The sequence below is a fragment of the Oceanobacillus neutriphilus genome (assembly GCF_014645515.1).
Classification (GTDB): domain Bacteria; phylum Bacillota; class Bacilli; order Bacillales; family Amphibacillaceae; genus Oceanobacillus; species Oceanobacillus neutriphilus.
The window spans coordinates 1-12,938 of the sequence record NZ_BMLW01000028.1; the positions used below are offsets into that span (position 1 = coordinate 1).

Genomic DNA, 12,938 nt, shown 5'->3' on the forward strand with positions numbered 1-12,938 from the left:
AATCTATCAAACTAGCGATGGAAGAAATATAGACGAAGTAAGACTATATACACTCGAATGGACTTATATCGAAGCCTTAAACGGGGTAGTGAGAAATGCGAGCTATTAGCATAGTGAAGCATGAGGATAAAGTTAAGTTCCTGCAGATATGCCGAAACAAAGAAGACGAGGGTTTTATCTGCGTAAAGCCTATGCAGCATATTCACAGCTGGTATGAGGCTGTTTATGTAAAGAAGGTGGTTAAGTAATGATAAAGCATTTATGGGAAATAACGTACACGGTAATGTACAACGATGGCACTTTTAAAGTAGTTACAGAATACAAAGATATCAACTTGGTTGCAAATGCAATCAACCGTTATTTTCTAGATATTGATAACAATCCAGAAGATGTACAAGATATTAAATATCTCGGAACAGTATTTGAATAAGAGGTGATTCAGTGACAACAACAATAAAACCAACGAAAATAACTATTAAAAAAGTTGAATCCGAATGGTACAACTACCATCATACAGTGAGGGAAATAGGTAAACTTCGTGAAGCGATTATGAATCCTTTCGATGATGAGCCGGATACAAATACAGGTGGTGGTTCAAACTCTGTCAGGAATCCGGGTGATCCTACTGGCAACTTAGCAACAAGACTGACTACTAACAAACAGATATCTTATCTGCATGCTGTTGTGGATGCTATTGACCAGGTATATAATGCATTACCAGATAATTATAAACAGTTAGTAAGATTAAAGTATTGGTCGAAGAATAGACAGTTGACTTGGGATGGCATAGCTCTGGAGCTGAATGTAAGTAAAAGACAAGCCATGCGTTGGAGAAATGAAATTATTCAAGCAACTGTGGAGGTATTAGGATGGAGATAACCATGTCACTATCATGTCACTTTTGAGGTGTAAAAACCAGTTATTATGCTAGTATAGGGATTTTCCCTAAATAACACATCCTATATGTGCGTATGAAACAATTATTTGTAGTAACTATGTAGACGTGTGACCGCGGAAAAATCATACGTCGTCCACATCTTAATTGGGTGCAGTTCTTTACGAGGGCTGCACTACTTTTTTTATTAATACATAGAGGCATCTCTTGATTGAGGTGTCTTTTTATTTTGCATAAAAGGAGATGATTATCATGGCAGACAATAAGTCGTGCGAAGTAATCGGAGGAAAGAGAATGTGTGGAAAGACATCAGAATTAATTAGAATGGCATTCAGGGAGCAATTGTATATTCTCTGCGCTGATAAACGCATGGCGAAGATTATATACGAACAAGCAAAAGAAATGGATTTGGAAATTCCTTATCCAATTACACCAGATGACTTGCCATTAAGAAATCCTTGTATTAACAGGGTTTTAATTGATGAGGTTGAAATACTATTGCAAAGATTGATAGGTAAAAGAGTATCAGCAATGAGTACGAGTTATCAATTAAGAGAATTGCCTGAACCAAATGAATCAGGTAATAAAAGTAAATCAGTTGGAAGTATCACAATAGATGTTGATTTTAATGATGCACTCACTGGATTAAAAGCAATACAAAGAGAAGCAAGAAAAGCCACTGCTGCATTAAAGGACTTGGAAACAAAAGCAACAGAAACCACCATTAAAGTTTCTTATCCATCTGATGTGAAGGAGGAATCATGATGAATGAACCTAAAATAGTTGACGGCAAGAATTTAATTACAGTGACAGAAGGACCTACGCCGGAAATGCAAAGAATTTATGAAGCCGGTCGAGGTAAGTTGCCAAAAGAAAACGAGCGTGATTTGAATTTACATTCTTGTGAAAGTGGTGAATCAGAATGAGTGAATTATTCTTTTCTAAAGAAGCGATGGAGTATTTGAAAGGACGTTATCCTCATGTTTCCGAATCAATGTTTAATGGGTTGCTGAATGAGTATGGAGTAAGAATCAAAGAAGATATTGACTGGCTTCCTTCTGGAGTAACAGATGTATCGTGTGATTATGTTCTTGGAATCCCTGAACAGGTCTCTGATGTATTGGATATTAATTATGCTATTAAATTCCCTGTCAATATAAGTACATTATATTATAAGTCCGAAAGTGATATAGGTGTTTCCGATGCTTTGAAATGTGGTTATGAGAATCTTTATAAACAAAGCAAAGAGAAAGACTCAATCACATCAAAACTTGTTGATACTTTTGCTAAAGATAAACCCGGAAAGAGGAAAACAGAACCATTACTCACCATTGAGTTGGAGGACGAATCTTCTGTGCCGAAAGTTATTTATAAAGGTGAGGAAGTTAAGTATAAAAAGAACATTCAATTTGAATGGGAAACAGGTACAGCTACTGATATGGGCGGATTAGAATATGTCATCGAGTATCAAGAGACAGGCAATGAACAGCCTACTGTTAATCGCATAGAACGCAGGGTTGGGGAGAATGCACTCTACTGACCACAACAAGCCCATGAACAGCCAGCAACGCTACGACAAGTATAAGCGTGACAGAGAAGCCAGACGCTTTTATAAGAGCAAGGCTTGGCTTAGGTGCAGAAAGATTGTAATCATAAGGGACAAGTATTTATGTCAGCGATGCTTGAGGCAAGGGAAGATAACTAAGTATGATGTTGTCCATCATATCAAAGAACGAAAGGATTATCCTGAGTTGGCATTGGATGTTAACAACCTTGAATGCTTATGTCATCGGTGCCACAACAAGTATCATCCGGGAAAAGGAAAGGCGGAAGAGAAGGAGATACCTAAAGGTGTAGTTGTCTTTGCCGCTAATGAAGATATTGATTAATGAGAGGTGATGAGGCGATGAAGAATAAACTTACATTGAGTTACTGCTTAGATGAAGAATGTGGATGGGAAGAAACATCGCCTAGAGATATAGGAAGACTCGAATGCCCGAAATGTAATAGTACTGCCATTACTGAATATGCAAAAGAAGATAATGAATTCGAGTTATTAAGTTCGTCATCCGATATGTCGCATCATAAGAAATCATTAGATGACGCCGGCATTAAATACGAATGCACAAAAAACCCTTTATTTGGAGCCGAATGTCTGATAGTGGAAATTAATTCATTAGAAGATTTATTCGAATTAAAGTATGCCGTCGAAGAGCAATTAGTTTTATTAAACGATGAGACAATTGAGATATACGATTCATACAGAGAATGAAGATACCAAAATGAATTGCGTCAAAAGCATACACAACTCTGACAGATAGATAGCCCCCCCTGCAATGAAAATAAGAGGAAGAGGCCATGGGGACCGAGCAGGGGAGCTTTCTTTACAATAACACCGCCCATCAATTATTTTTAAGGCTTGTGAAACGTTTTTGAGAGAAAGGAGGGTTAACATGCCAACACCAACAAAACCAGCTAAATTGCAACTATTGCAGGGAAATCCAGCAAAGAAGAATGTTACTGAACTAAAAAGAAGAGCAGAGCGAGAAGAAAAGATGAAAATGAGTGCGGATCATGTTATTCCACCTTCCTGGCTCGATAAAACCGCACAAGAAGAATTTAAAAGAGTAGCAGATTTGCTTTTGGAAGTCGAATTGATAAACGATGCCGACGTTGCACACCTAGCTCTTTACTGTGACGCATACTCGCAGTACTTATCATTCAAACGCCAAGTTAAACAGAAAGGGATGTGGGTTGACGGAAAGCCGAACCCCTTTATTTTAAGAATGAAAGATACAGCTGCGCAAATGCGTTCTTTTGCATCTGATTTAGGTCTATCCCCATCAGCTAGAGCGAGATTGGCTATTAATTTAGAGGGTGACAATGATGACGATGACGATTTCTAAACCGTTAATTGAAATGAGCTATTCAGAACTCGAAAGATGGTGGGCGGGTTATGTAGAAGAACAGAAAAGTTGGGGCGGGATTTTAGTAAAACCGTATCCGGAACTTTTAACAACCTGGTATGCCGAAAGATTAATTGATGGTTCAATCCCGGCAAGTAAAGAAAACATTTCAGCAGCAAAACGCCACATGAGAGACCTTGATAGACAGGGAAGTGATGATTTTCCGTGGGTTTTTGATGAAGAGAAGGGTCATAGACCTATAAGATTTATTGAGCAAAAATGCAAACCATCAAAAGGAGACTTCGATCAGTTAGTGTTGCAGCCATGGCAACATTTCGTGATTGGGTCTCTTTTTGGTTGGGTTCATAAGGATACTGGGATTAGACGTTTCCGAGAAGCATTAGACATGGTTGCTCGAAAAAATGGAAAAACAACAAAAATTAGTGGTTTGTCCAACTACATGTTAGGTTTTGATGAGGAAAATGGGGCGAGAATATACGTTCTTGCTAACGCTGAACAACAAGCACATGAACTTTTTGACGAAGCCAAGGCAATGGTTGAAAAGTCTCCGTTTCTCTCGAAAAGATACAAAGCACAAAGAAACAGGATTAAATTTGAAAAGGAATTTTCAGAGATTCAGGCAAGGGCTTCCGACAGTAAACGATTAGATGGATTAAACACTCATCTTGGTATTTTTGATGAAATTCACGAGTTTAAAGATTTTAAGCTTATAAATGTTATAAAAAAATCTCGTGGCGCTCGTAAACAGCCATTGATTATCTACATTACGACAGCTGGATATGTATTAGATGGTCCATTGATGCAGTATTTTGATAACGGGAAAGAATGCCTTGAGAATCTGGAAGACAATCTGGATGAGAGGACTTTTTATTATATTGCTAAGTTAGATAATCCAAAAGAAGCTGATCGCCCGGAATTATGGATAAAAGCTAACCCGAATATAGGATTAATGGATTTCGTAAATCTTGTAACCGACTGGCAAAAAGAAAGAAAAAGTCCACAAGAACGAGCAGATTGGATGACAAAACAGTTCAATTTATTCAGCAATGTGGATGAATTATCTTTTGTTGAGAATGAAACAATCAATAAGAATGATAAAACCATTGATATTAAGGAACTTGAAGGGAAAGAATGTATCGGTGGTTATGATTTATCTGAAACAGAAGATTTCACGGCAGCAGCGCTTGAATTCCCTTTGGAAAATGGAGATGTATTTATCCTCTCTCACTCGTGGATACCACAGGCGCGATACGATAAAGACGGAAATCAAAGACGGCTAGATGAATGGAAAGAAGCAGGGGATTTAACGGTCATTCCTGGTGATTATGTTAAATATGAGTATGTTTATGACTGGTTTGTCGAGCAATCTAATAAATATCACATCAAACTCATCACATATGACAGAGCAAAAGCTCTTTATCTAAACAAATCTCTTGAAAATTATGGATTCCAAACAGAAATGGTAATACAAGGGTTTTTAACTTTGGGCGGGTCGATGCAAAATTTTAAGGAAATGATGCTTGATAGAAAAGTAATTTTTAATAACAGTAAAATATTTAGGTGGTATTTAAGCAACGTAAAACTGGTAAAAGACCGTAACAGTAACTGGATGCCTACTAAACAAAGCGCTAACCGTAAAATTGACGGTTTTGCAGCTGCATTGAATGCTCATACACAAGTAATGAACATGTTATCCAAACCAACAGGTGAAGGAAACATAAAGTTTATATCTGTTAATGATTTGCTTAAATAAAAGGAGGTGGTTACGATTTGAGATTTTATCAAAGAATTAAACAAAAAGTTGTTGGTGCTTATTTGGGATGGCAAGGGAAAACTTATGATTTCTCCAATTGGGTTGGTCGCAAGTTCTGGGGTATTGATAATAGCAATTTGGCAACGAATGAAACGATTTTCAGTGTTATTACAAGATTGTCTAATACATTGGCATCTTTACCTTTGAAAATGTACCAGGATTATGATGTAAAGCATAATCAAGCGTCAGATGTTCTTATTAACAATCCTAATCCAAACATGCACCGTTCTGATTTCATCAACAAGATGGAGGTTTCCAGAAACGAAACTGGGAACGGATACGCAATTATAATGCGTGACATTCGTTTTCAACCGGAGGCTCTAATTCCCATTGATCCATCTTATGTCACTCCATTTATAAATAGTGATGATGAATCATTGTGGTATGAAATTACTGGCGTAGGTGGAACTTATTATTTCCATAACATGAATATGCTACATGTAAAGCATATTACTGGTGCTTCTAGATGGAAAGGAATTAACCCCATTGAAGTTCTGAAAAACACTCTGAAATATGACAGAGCTGTTCAAGAGTTTAGCCTTTCTGAAATGGAAAAGAAAGACAGTTTCAAAATAAAATACGATGCTAATCTTGATGAAGAAAAGCAAAAGCGTGTTACTGAAAGTTTCAGAGACTTTTACCGAGAAAATGGCGGGATTTTATTTGAAGAACCTGGTGTAGAAATAAATCGCCTCGAAAGAAAATATTTTGCATCTGATACTTTGAAGTCTGAACAGATTACCAAAACGAGAGTGGCTAATGTTTTTAATGTACCTGTTTCTTTTCTAAACGAATCAGAGGGACAGAGTTATTCTTCTAACGAACAGATGATGATTCAGTTTGTACAAATGACGTTAACACCTACAACAACGCAATACGAGCAGGAATTTAACCGAAAATTACTTTCAGAAGAAGACCGCAAAAAAGGATATTACTTTAAGTTTAATATCATGGGTTTGCTTAGAGGTGATACAGCTGCAAGAACAGCTTTTTATCAAACAATGCTTAGGACCGGAGGAATGAAACCGGATGAAGTAAGACGATTTGAGGATTTACCACCAGTTGGCGGGAATGCTGACAAGCTATGGGTGTCCGGTGATCTATACCCAATTGATATGGACCCTAAAGATAGAAAAACTACCTCTAAAGGAGGTGAGAACAATGAACAAAAATAAAAAAAAGTATAATTTTTGGGAGATAAAAGCATCGGCTGGCAAAAACGAAGCTGATGTTTTTATTTATGGTGAAATAGTTTCTGGTGATAAATGGGATGAATCAGATGTAAGCATTATTGATTTTGCAAAAGAATTAGATTCTCTTGATTCAAATGTAAAAACTCTAAACATGTATATCAATTCTCCTGGCGGTTCTGTCTTTACAACTATTGCTATGATGAGTCAATTAGAAAGAGCTAAATCAAGAATGACAATTAACGCATATATTGATGGTTTAGCTGCATCTGCTGCTTCATTTCTCATAATGGCAGCAGATAACATTTATATGTATCAAAACGCATTGCTAATGGTTCATAAACCAATGATAAATTTCCTTTTTGGTGCCAACGCAAACGTGCTAAGAGATAAAGCGGAGTGGTTGGATAAGATTGAATCCAGCACTTGTGTTCCAGCTTACAAGTCTAAAGGAACAGAGCAATTAACAGATGAAGTTTTGTCTGATTTTCTTGGCGAAAAAGATGTTTGGTTGAATTCTACGGAAGCAACTAAATATTTTGACATCACGGTTTTAGAAGAAACAAAAGATGTTGCTGCTAATTTAGAGCCTTCATTACTTTATGGGGATGTTCCGGAGGAGTTCCAAGACAATTCAAGTCGACAAATCAGCGCAACAGAAATGCAAGAAAGACAGCGAATTGCTGATGAAGCAAAAGCTAATTTAGAATATACAAAAACAATTTTAGGAGGAATTTTATAATGAATAAATATTTAAAACTTGATTTACAGCATTTTGGAGACAAAACATTATATGAACTAAAGCAAAACATGTCCACGATCGGGCAGCAACTACAAAAAGTAGAGGGAGATCTTTCTCAAAAAGCAATTGATCCTTCTGCATCTATGGAGGAAATTCAAAAACTACAAAAATCCAAAGATGACCTTAAAGCACGTTTCGATGTGATTAAAGAACAGCATGATCAAATGGAAACAGAACAAAAAGCGAAATTCAGCCAACAGCAAGCACAACAACAACGTGCTGGTTTTGAAGGTCTTAGACAAGAAGAAAAAATGGTTAAAGCTAAGGCAGAATTTATCCGTGCATCTATCCAGGGCCGTCCAGTTAGTGATGAGGCTAAGCAACTGATTGCTATTCCGGCAGGAAACGAAACTGGTGGAGACAAATTCTTACCAACAAATATGCAAAAAGAGTTGGTGCATGAACCGTTCGAGAAAAATCAATTGCGCGAAGTGGCTAAAACAACTGCAATTAAAGGGTTAGAAGTACCTAAAATCGCTTATTCAATTGATGACGATGATTTTATTGACGACAAACAAACAGCGAAAGAAATTGAACTGAAAGGTGACACAGCTACATTTGGCCGTAACAAATTTAAAGTGAAAGTAAAACTTTCCGATACAGTAGTTCATGGTTCTGATGTGGAATTGACAAGCTTTGTCGATAATGCATTACGTTCTGGATTAGCTGGAAAAGAAAAGAAAGATGCGCTTTCCGAAGATCCGAAAACAGGTCTTGGCCATATGTCTTTTTATAATGAATCAGATGTAAAACGTGTAAGTGGCGAAGATTTGTATGAAGCTATTACAAATTCTATTTCAGATTTGCACGAAGCTTATCGTGATAATGCTCAAATCGTGATGCGTTTTGCTGACTATATGAAAATTGTTAAGGCATTATCTAATGGAAATACTTCATTTTTCGATGCGCCGCCAGAAAAAGTATTAGGGAAACCAGTTACATTTGCAGATGGTGCAATTAATCCTATTGTTGGTGATTTTAACTACTTCCAGATTAATTATGATGCTATGACTTATGATAGCGACAAAGACGTTGATGCAGGAAACTATTTGTTTGTTTTAACAGCTTGGTATGACCAGCAACGTTTACTAGATTCTGCATTCCGTATTGCTAAAGTTGCAAAAGAGGAAACTCCCTAAGCGGCCCGTAAATTTAAAGGCTAGTGGTACAACCGATAAGCAAACAACGCTTAAATGGAACTAGCCTTTAAACAGGGCTATTAAAAAGAGGAAGGGGATTATAAATGGCTTTAACTTACAATGTATATAGAGACGATGAAAAAATCGCTAGTGATTTGGAGAAAAAAGAATACAAAGACACTGGTTTAAAGGCAGATACTGAATATAAGTATCAAGTATCTGCCGAAAACGAACATGGAGAGAGTGAGTTGTCTGAGCCGTTGATAGTTAAGACAAATGCAACGACAACAACAACGACCAAGCCTACCACGACCAGTACAACAACGAAGGCTACTACAACAACGACAGAAAAGCCGACGACAACAACAACGACGACAAAAGCTACTACGACTAGCACAACGACAACAACGGTGAAACCAACAACGACAACAACGACGACAGAGGACGCAGGCGGGAATGAATAATGAAATACATCCTATGCCAGCCTGCTACAAACAGGTTTAAATGGGAATTAGACGTGTGTCTGACAAACTTAAAAGCGCACGGAATAAAAAACATCGTTCTGCTTTTCCAAAAGTGGGACGATGCTATTCCTGTTTATTTTAAAAATAAATACGGTGTAGAAACACACGTTTATGAGGATTCTCGTGATGATAAGTCATATATTCCAAGTATTAAGCCTTATCTGTGGTGGAAATATCTTGAAGAAGATGCATCAAGAGAAAAAGGGAAGTACTTCTATATGGATTCTGATGTCATATTCCGAGAAAAATTGGATTTTCGCAAGTTACCAGTAAAAAATGATGTGTGGTATTGCAGTGACTGTAACGGATATTTAAGCCTTGATTATATCCGCCAATGCAAAAACGGAGAGACTGTTCTTCGAGAGATGGCTAGCATCGTTTGCGTAACCGTTGAGTCGTTAGAAACCATTAATCATAATTCTGGCGGCGCTCAATGGCTTATTAAAAATCCGTCAGTGGAGTATTGGAAAAAGGTATATGAGGACTCTAACAAGATTTGGAAGTATTTTGAAAACCTTGATTCTAACATCCAAAAATGGACAGCTGAAATGTGGGCGCAGTTATGGAATATGATGTATTTTAATATCGGTGCAAAAGTATCTAACGAAATGGAATTTTGCTGGGCAACAGACCCATTGGAGCGTTGGCATAGAACAAAAATCATGCACAATGCAGGCGCAACTGAAAAGGACAAAGACTTATTTTTCAAAGGGAAATATATAGATACATCTCCGTTTGATGATGATTTGTCATTTGTTAATAGAGACAGGGTATCTGCTAAGTATGTAGAAGCCGTAAAGAAGGTGGAGCATGATGAATGAATTGCTTAAACTTGCAAAGGAACATTTAAGAATTGATGGAGAGCAGGACGATACAAGTCTTGCTCTTTTTATTGATTCAGCAAAAGAATATCTGACTGGTGCTGGTGTGGAAGAGCAAGAATCACAACTTTATAAACTGGGGATTTTAATGCTTGTAACTCATTGGTACGAAAACAGGACAGGTGTTTCTGATGATTTGCCACAAAAACTAACACTAGGATTGCAGTCTATCATTCTGCAACTGAAAAGTTGGTGATTTGATGGCTAGGAGAATTAGAATAAGTGATTTAAAAACACGCGTTTCTTTTTATAAATATATCCCCAAAAAGGGTCCAGAACCAGGAGAAGATGAAAAAGAACGGCTGTACGACTGCTGGGCAAAGATTGATTCTGTTTGGTTAAAAGATATTGAATTAGCTAAAACCAATGGAACTCTTGAAGATTTAACTATTGTTATGAGAGATCCAAGGATAACCTATACCCCAAGCAACAAACATTATATTGAAATTAAAGATAATGCATTTAAAGGGAAAAGATACAATGTTAAAAGTGTACAACCCGACATGCAAGACAAGCAGTTTATCACAGTTATTGCGGAGTTGGTGGCATGGGAGTAAAGGTTACAGGTCAAAAAAAATTAATAGCCGAATTAGAAAGAAGATTTGGCAAAGCAAACATGCAACGTATTACTGATGCGGCTCTATTAGAAGGTGCAAGGGTATTTGTGGCAGAGTTAAGAAGACAATTTGCCAGTTGGAAAGATACTGGGGCTAGTTATGATGAAATAACGATTTCAAAGCCGATGACAGTTGGTGGAAACCGAATAATAAAAATCCATTGGCGTGGCCCGAAAAATCGGTACCGCATTATCCATCTTAATGAGTGGGGGACAGTAAATAATCCGAACCCACGTGGTAAGGGTGCGATTGCAAGAACAATGCAAAATGCTGAAAAAGAATATATAAGGGCTGTTAGAAAAGCAATTGAAAGGGGGATTTGATGGACATTTTAAATGAAGTTTATAAAATTTTGATATCGAATCCCTTTATACAATCAGAAGTTGAGGACAGATTCAAATTTTGTGAGTATCCCGAATCTGGAGAAAAATCTGGTCCTATTATTGTGATTGATGAAGTGAATCCAGATTCTCCATCTGATTATGCGGATGATGTTTGGCTTACATCTGATTATTTCATTCACATTGAAGTGTGGACACAGGGAGAGGATGGAAGAACTAAACGTGATGCGATAGCAAGGGAAATCAGAAGCATAATGTGGGATGAGTTGCGTTTTAAGCACGTGAGCAGCATGAATCCGGAATATGATTCAAGAACAAAAACTTGGCGGGATGCCAGAAGATACAGAGGAAAATTATACAGAAAAGATTTAGATGCCTTTTAGGTGTCTTTTTTTTAGTTAAAAAAAGGAGAGATTTATATGCCAGAGAAAACGTATAAAGCATCAATTAACGTAAACGATTTCCATTACGCTGTGTTAGATAGTACAGACAAAGTAGTTGATAACATTGAGCGCGTAAAATTTTTAAAGGAAATCACTGTGGAAGCACAGCAAGAAATTGAAAAAGCATTTGGTGATGGCGAAGTTGCCGAAATGGCTACATCAAATGGTCCTATGACAGTAAGTGGTTCATTCCATAAGATACCTCAAGAGGACAAAGATAAAATTTTCGGGTTGAAAAAAATTGGAAAGTTAAGCTCTTATGGTCCAGATTCCAATCCACCTTATGTAGCTATTGTTTTTACTATCGAAGATCAAGATGGCGGCAAAGGGTGGTATGGTTTGGCAAAAGGAAAATTCACAATGCCTTCTGTAAGCGGAACGACTAAAGAAGAATCAATAGAATTCGGTAATGAAGAAGTAGAAGGAGAGTTTATGTCACGCGTAATTCAAAACGAACGTGTGATGCGCTTAAGTGGGGAGGATGCTCCGGGAGAAACAGAGGTACGAGATGAGATTTTCCAAGCAATCTTTGGCAAACCTTATCCCGACTCTGAAACAGAACCAGAAGAACCAGAAACACCCTAATACACCCGTAAATCTTAGTTTAGATTCCAGGACTGACGAAACGATATCACTAACCTGGGGTTAAATTAAGCTCAGGGATTTAACAAGCATCGGAGCAGGTTAATTCTGCTCCGTTTTTATTAACTAAAAAAAGAGGAGATAGATAAAATGGCTAATTTAAAAAGAAATATGATTAAACTTGTAAAAAATCCAAAAGAGGCAATGAAAGGTGCAGAAATCCAATTCGACACGTACTGGACTTCTCCGTTTTTACCAGCTGAGGTAACGTATGAAGCGCTTGATTTAGCTGATCAGATGCAAGATGAAGAAAAAGCAAAGAAATTAAAAGAAAAAGAATCTGCAGAGATGCTTGAAAAATTCGTTGTAAATAAATTATATGCTGGACAATTTACTTCCAGTGATTTACGCAAGAGATTTCATGGACCGGACTATATGAACATGTTACAGGATCAAGTGTTATTTATTGCACAAGGTCACCAGAATGATGAAACAAAAAAGTTCCTGGAGAAGAAGAATTAACGGATGAGGATTTTTCTTTCGCTAAACAAAAGGAATATATGGACAAGCTCATTCGAGAATGGACAGAACAAGGTAAAGACGTTAATGAATTTCTAAATATGCCCTTTACTTTTGTTTTAGACATCTTAGAAGAAAAAAATAAACCCAAACGAGTTACTTCAGTTTTAGACCTACCTTGATAGAAAGGAGGTATATGCTATTTGGAAAAAATCGAAGGATTAAGTATTGGACTGGATTTAGAAACACTACGTGTAGAACGCGG

General features: G+C 37.2%; 21 protein-coding genes. All 21 read left to right on the forward strand.

Going from position 1 to position 12,938, the window contains the following annotated elements; translation table 11 throughout:
- Positions 1-247 precede the first annotated feature (247 nt).
- The gene (locus tag IEX29_RS25955) at positions 248-430 is read left to right on the forward strand and encodes a hypothetical protein (RefSeq protein ID WP_188738699.1); all 183 of its coding nucleotides are present in this window, start codon (positions 248-250) and stop codon (positions 428-430) included.
- Between the two features lie 11 nt (positions 431-441).
- On the forward strand, positions 442-879 hold the full coding sequence (locus tag IEX29_RS25960; protein WP_188738701.1) for a DUF722 domain-containing protein: 438 nt from the start codon (positions 442-444) through the stop codon (positions 877-879).
- A 268-nt stretch (positions 880-1,147) separates the two neighbouring features.
- The gene (locus tag IEX29_RS25965) at positions 1,148-1,660 is read left to right on the forward strand and encodes a hypothetical protein (protein ID WP_188738702.1); all 513 of its coding nucleotides are present in this window, start codon (positions 1,148-1,150) and stop codon (positions 1,658-1,660) included.
- Positions 1,657-1,821 carry a hypothetical protein gene (locus tag IEX29_RS25970; RefSeq protein ID WP_188738704.1) on the forward strand — a complete coding sequence of 55 codons (165 nt, stop codon included), beginning with the start codon at positions 1,657-1,659 and terminating at the stop codon, positions 1,819-1,821. Before IEX29_RS25965 ends, IEX29_RS25970 begins: the two co-directional genes overlap by 4 nt.
- Positions 1,818-2,435 (forward strand): hypothetical protein, encoded by a 618-nt coding sequence (locus IEX29_RS25975; RefSeq protein WP_188738706.1) that lies wholly within the window; start codon positions 1,818-1,820, stop codon positions 2,433-2,435. Before IEX29_RS25970 ends, IEX29_RS25975 begins: the two co-directional genes overlap by 4 nt.
- Before the next feature lie 142 nt (positions 2,436-2,577).
- A complete protein-coding gene (locus IEX29_RS27290; protein WP_373290726.1) occupies positions 2,578-2,784 on the forward strand; it encodes an HNH endonuclease in 207 nt (68 codons plus the stop codon).
- Positions 2,785-2,801: 17 nt separating this feature from the next.
- Complete coding sequence (locus IEX29_RS25985) at positions 2,802-3,167, forward strand: hypothetical protein (RefSeq protein WP_188738708.1); 366 nt, start codon at positions 2,802-2,804, stop codon at positions 3,165-3,167.
- Positions 3,168-3,348: 181 nt separating this feature from the next.
- On the forward strand, positions 3,349-3,801 hold the full coding sequence (locus IEX29_RS25990; RefSeq protein WP_188738710.1) for a phage terminase small subunit P27 family: 453 nt from the start codon (positions 3,349-3,351) through the stop codon (positions 3,799-3,801).
- Positions 3,782-5,575, forward strand: coding sequence for a terminase large subunit (locus tag IEX29_RS25995; protein WP_373290727.1), 1,794 nt, complete (start codon positions 3,782-3,784; stop codon positions 5,573-5,575). Before IEX29_RS25990 ends, IEX29_RS25995 begins: the two co-directional genes overlap by 20 nt.
- 17 nt (positions 5,576-5,592) lie before the next feature.
- A complete protein-coding gene (locus IEX29_RS26000; RefSeq protein ID WP_444544102.1) occupies positions 5,593-6,810 on the forward strand; it encodes a phage portal protein in 1,218 nt (405 codons plus the stop codon).
- The gene (locus tag IEX29_RS26005; RefSeq protein WP_188738711.1) at positions 6,797-7,567 is read left to right on the forward strand and encodes a head maturation protease, ClpP-related; all 771 of its coding nucleotides are present in this window, start codon (positions 6,797-6,799) and stop codon (positions 7,565-7,567) included. Before IEX29_RS26000 ends, IEX29_RS26005 begins: the two co-directional genes overlap by 14 nt.
- Positions 7,567-8,766: a phage major capsid protein gene (locus IEX29_RS26010; RefSeq protein ID WP_188738713.1), complete on the forward strand. Its 1,200-nt coding sequence runs from the start codon at positions 7,567-7,569 to the stop codon at positions 8,764-8,766. The genes IEX29_RS26005 and IEX29_RS26010 overlap by 1 nt, the downstream gene beginning before the upstream one ends.
- A 104-nt stretch (positions 8,767-8,870) precedes the next feature.
- Positions 8,871-9,230: a fibronectin type III domain-containing protein gene (locus tag IEX29_RS26015; RefSeq protein WP_188738715.1), complete on the forward strand. Its 360-nt coding sequence runs from the start codon at positions 8,871-8,873 to the stop codon at positions 9,228-9,230.
- Positions 9,230-10,111, forward strand: a complete 882-nt coding sequence (locus IEX29_RS26020) for a hypothetical protein (protein ID WP_188738716.1) — start codon at positions 9,230-9,232, stop codon at positions 10,109-10,111. Before IEX29_RS26015 ends, IEX29_RS26020 begins: the two co-directional genes overlap by 1 nt.
- A complete protein-coding gene (locus IEX29_RS26025) occupies positions 10,101-10,367 on the forward strand; it encodes a head-tail connector protein (RefSeq protein ID WP_229720405.1) in 267 nt (88 codons plus the stop codon). Before IEX29_RS26020 ends, IEX29_RS26025 begins: the two co-directional genes overlap by 11 nt.
- Positions 10,368-10,371: 4 nt before the next feature.
- Positions 10,372-10,728: a phage head completion protein gene (locus tag IEX29_RS26030; RefSeq protein WP_188738718.1), complete on the forward strand. Its 357-nt coding sequence runs from the start codon at positions 10,372-10,374 to the stop codon at positions 10,726-10,728.
- Positions 10,719-11,111 carry a hypothetical protein gene (locus IEX29_RS26035; protein ID WP_188738719.1) on the forward strand — a complete coding sequence of 131 codons (393 nt, stop codon included), beginning with the start codon at positions 10,719-10,721 and terminating at the stop codon, positions 11,109-11,111. The genes IEX29_RS26030 and IEX29_RS26035 overlap by 10 nt, the downstream gene beginning before the upstream one ends.
- Positions 11,111-11,512, forward strand: a complete 402-nt coding sequence (locus tag IEX29_RS26040) for a hypothetical protein (RefSeq protein ID WP_188738722.1) — start codon at positions 11,111-11,113, stop codon at positions 11,510-11,512. Before IEX29_RS26035 ends, IEX29_RS26040 begins: the two co-directional genes overlap by 1 nt.
- 36 nt (positions 11,513-11,548) lie before the next feature.
- Complete coding sequence (locus IEX29_RS26045; RefSeq protein WP_188738724.1) at positions 11,549-12,157, forward strand: major tail protein; 609 nt, start codon at positions 11,549-11,551, stop codon at positions 12,155-12,157.
- A gap of 147 nt (positions 12,158-12,304) precedes the next feature.
- The gene (gene gpG, locus IEX29_RS26050) at positions 12,305-12,676 is read left to right on the forward strand and encodes a phage tail assembly chaperone G (protein WP_188738726.1); all 372 of its coding nucleotides are present in this window, start codon (positions 12,305-12,307) and stop codon (positions 12,674-12,676) included.
- Positions 12,677-12,714: 38 nt separating this feature from the next.
- Positions 12,715-12,855, forward strand: a complete 141-nt coding sequence (gene gpGT, locus IEX29_RS26940) for a phage tail assembly chaperone GT (RefSeq protein ID WP_229720406.1) — start codon at positions 12,715-12,717, stop codon at positions 12,853-12,855.
- Positions 12,856-12,938: the final 83 nt, after the last annotated feature.

Bases quoted from the DNA above. Each gene is read 5' to 3' on its own strand.
- IEX29_RS25955 (WP_188738699.1), top strand. From the start codon at position 248: ATGATAAAGCATTTATGGGAAATAACGTACACGGTAATGTACAACGAT.
- IEX29_RS25965 (WP_188738702.1), top strand. From the start codon at position 1,148: ATGGCAGACAATAAGTCGTGCGAAGTAATCGGAGGAAAGAGAATGTGT.
- IEX29_RS25970 (WP_188738704.1), top strand. From the start codon at position 1,657: ATGATGAATGAACCTAAAATAGTTGACGGCAAGAATTTAATTACAGTG.
- IEX29_RS25975 (WP_188738706.1), top strand. From the start codon at position 1,818: ATGAGTGAATTATTCTTTTCTAAAGAAGCGATGGAGTATTTGAAAGGA.
- IEX29_RS25985 (WP_188738708.1), top strand. From the start codon at position 2,802: ATGAAGAATAAACTTACATTGAGTTACTGCTTAGATGAAGAATGTGGA.
- IEX29_RS25990 (WP_188738710.1), top strand. From the start codon at position 3,349: ATGCCAACACCAACAAAACCAGCTAAATTGCAACTATTGCAGGGAAAT.
- IEX29_RS25995 (WP_373290727.1), top strand. From the start codon at position 3,782: ATGACGATGACGATTTCTAAACCGTTAATTGAAATGAGCTATTCAGAA.
- IEX29_RS26005 (WP_188738711.1), top strand. From the start codon at position 6,797: ATGAACAAAAATAAAAAAAAGTATAATTTTTGGGAGATAAAAGCATCG.
- IEX29_RS26010 (WP_188738713.1), top strand. From the start codon at position 7,567: ATGAATAAATATTTAAAACTTGATTTACAGCATTTTGGAGACAAAACA.
- IEX29_RS26015 (WP_188738715.1), top strand. From the start codon at position 8,871: ATGGCTTTAACTTACAATGTATATAGAGACGATGAAAAAATCGCTAGT.
- IEX29_RS26020 (WP_188738716.1), top strand. From the start codon at position 9,230: ATGAAATACATCCTATGCCAGCCTGCTACAAACAGGTTTAAATGGGAA.
- IEX29_RS26025 (WP_229720405.1), top strand. From the start codon at position 10,101: ATGATGAATGAATTGCTTAAACTTGCAAAGGAACATTTAAGAATTGAT.
- IEX29_RS26030 (WP_188738718.1), top strand. From the start codon at position 10,372: ATGGCTAGGAGAATTAGAATAAGTGATTTAAAAACACGCGTTTCTTTT.
- IEX29_RS26035 (WP_188738719.1), top strand. From the start codon at position 10,719: ATGGGAGTAAAGGTTACAGGTCAAAAAAAATTAATAGCCGAATTAGAA.
- IEX29_RS26040 (WP_188738722.1), top strand. From the start codon at position 11,111: ATGGACATTTTAAATGAAGTTTATAAAATTTTGATATCGAATCCCTTT.
- IEX29_RS26045 (WP_188738724.1), top strand. From the start codon at position 11,549: ATGCCAGAGAAAACGTATAAAGCATCAATTAACGTAAACGATTTCCAT.
- gpG (WP_188738726.1), top strand. From the start codon at position 12,305: ATGGCTAATTTAAAAAGAAATATGATTAAACTTGTAAAAAATCCAAAA.
- gpGT (WP_229720406.1), top strand. From the start codon at position 12,715: ATGGACAAGCTCATTCGAGAATGGACAGAACAAGGTAAAGACGTTAAT.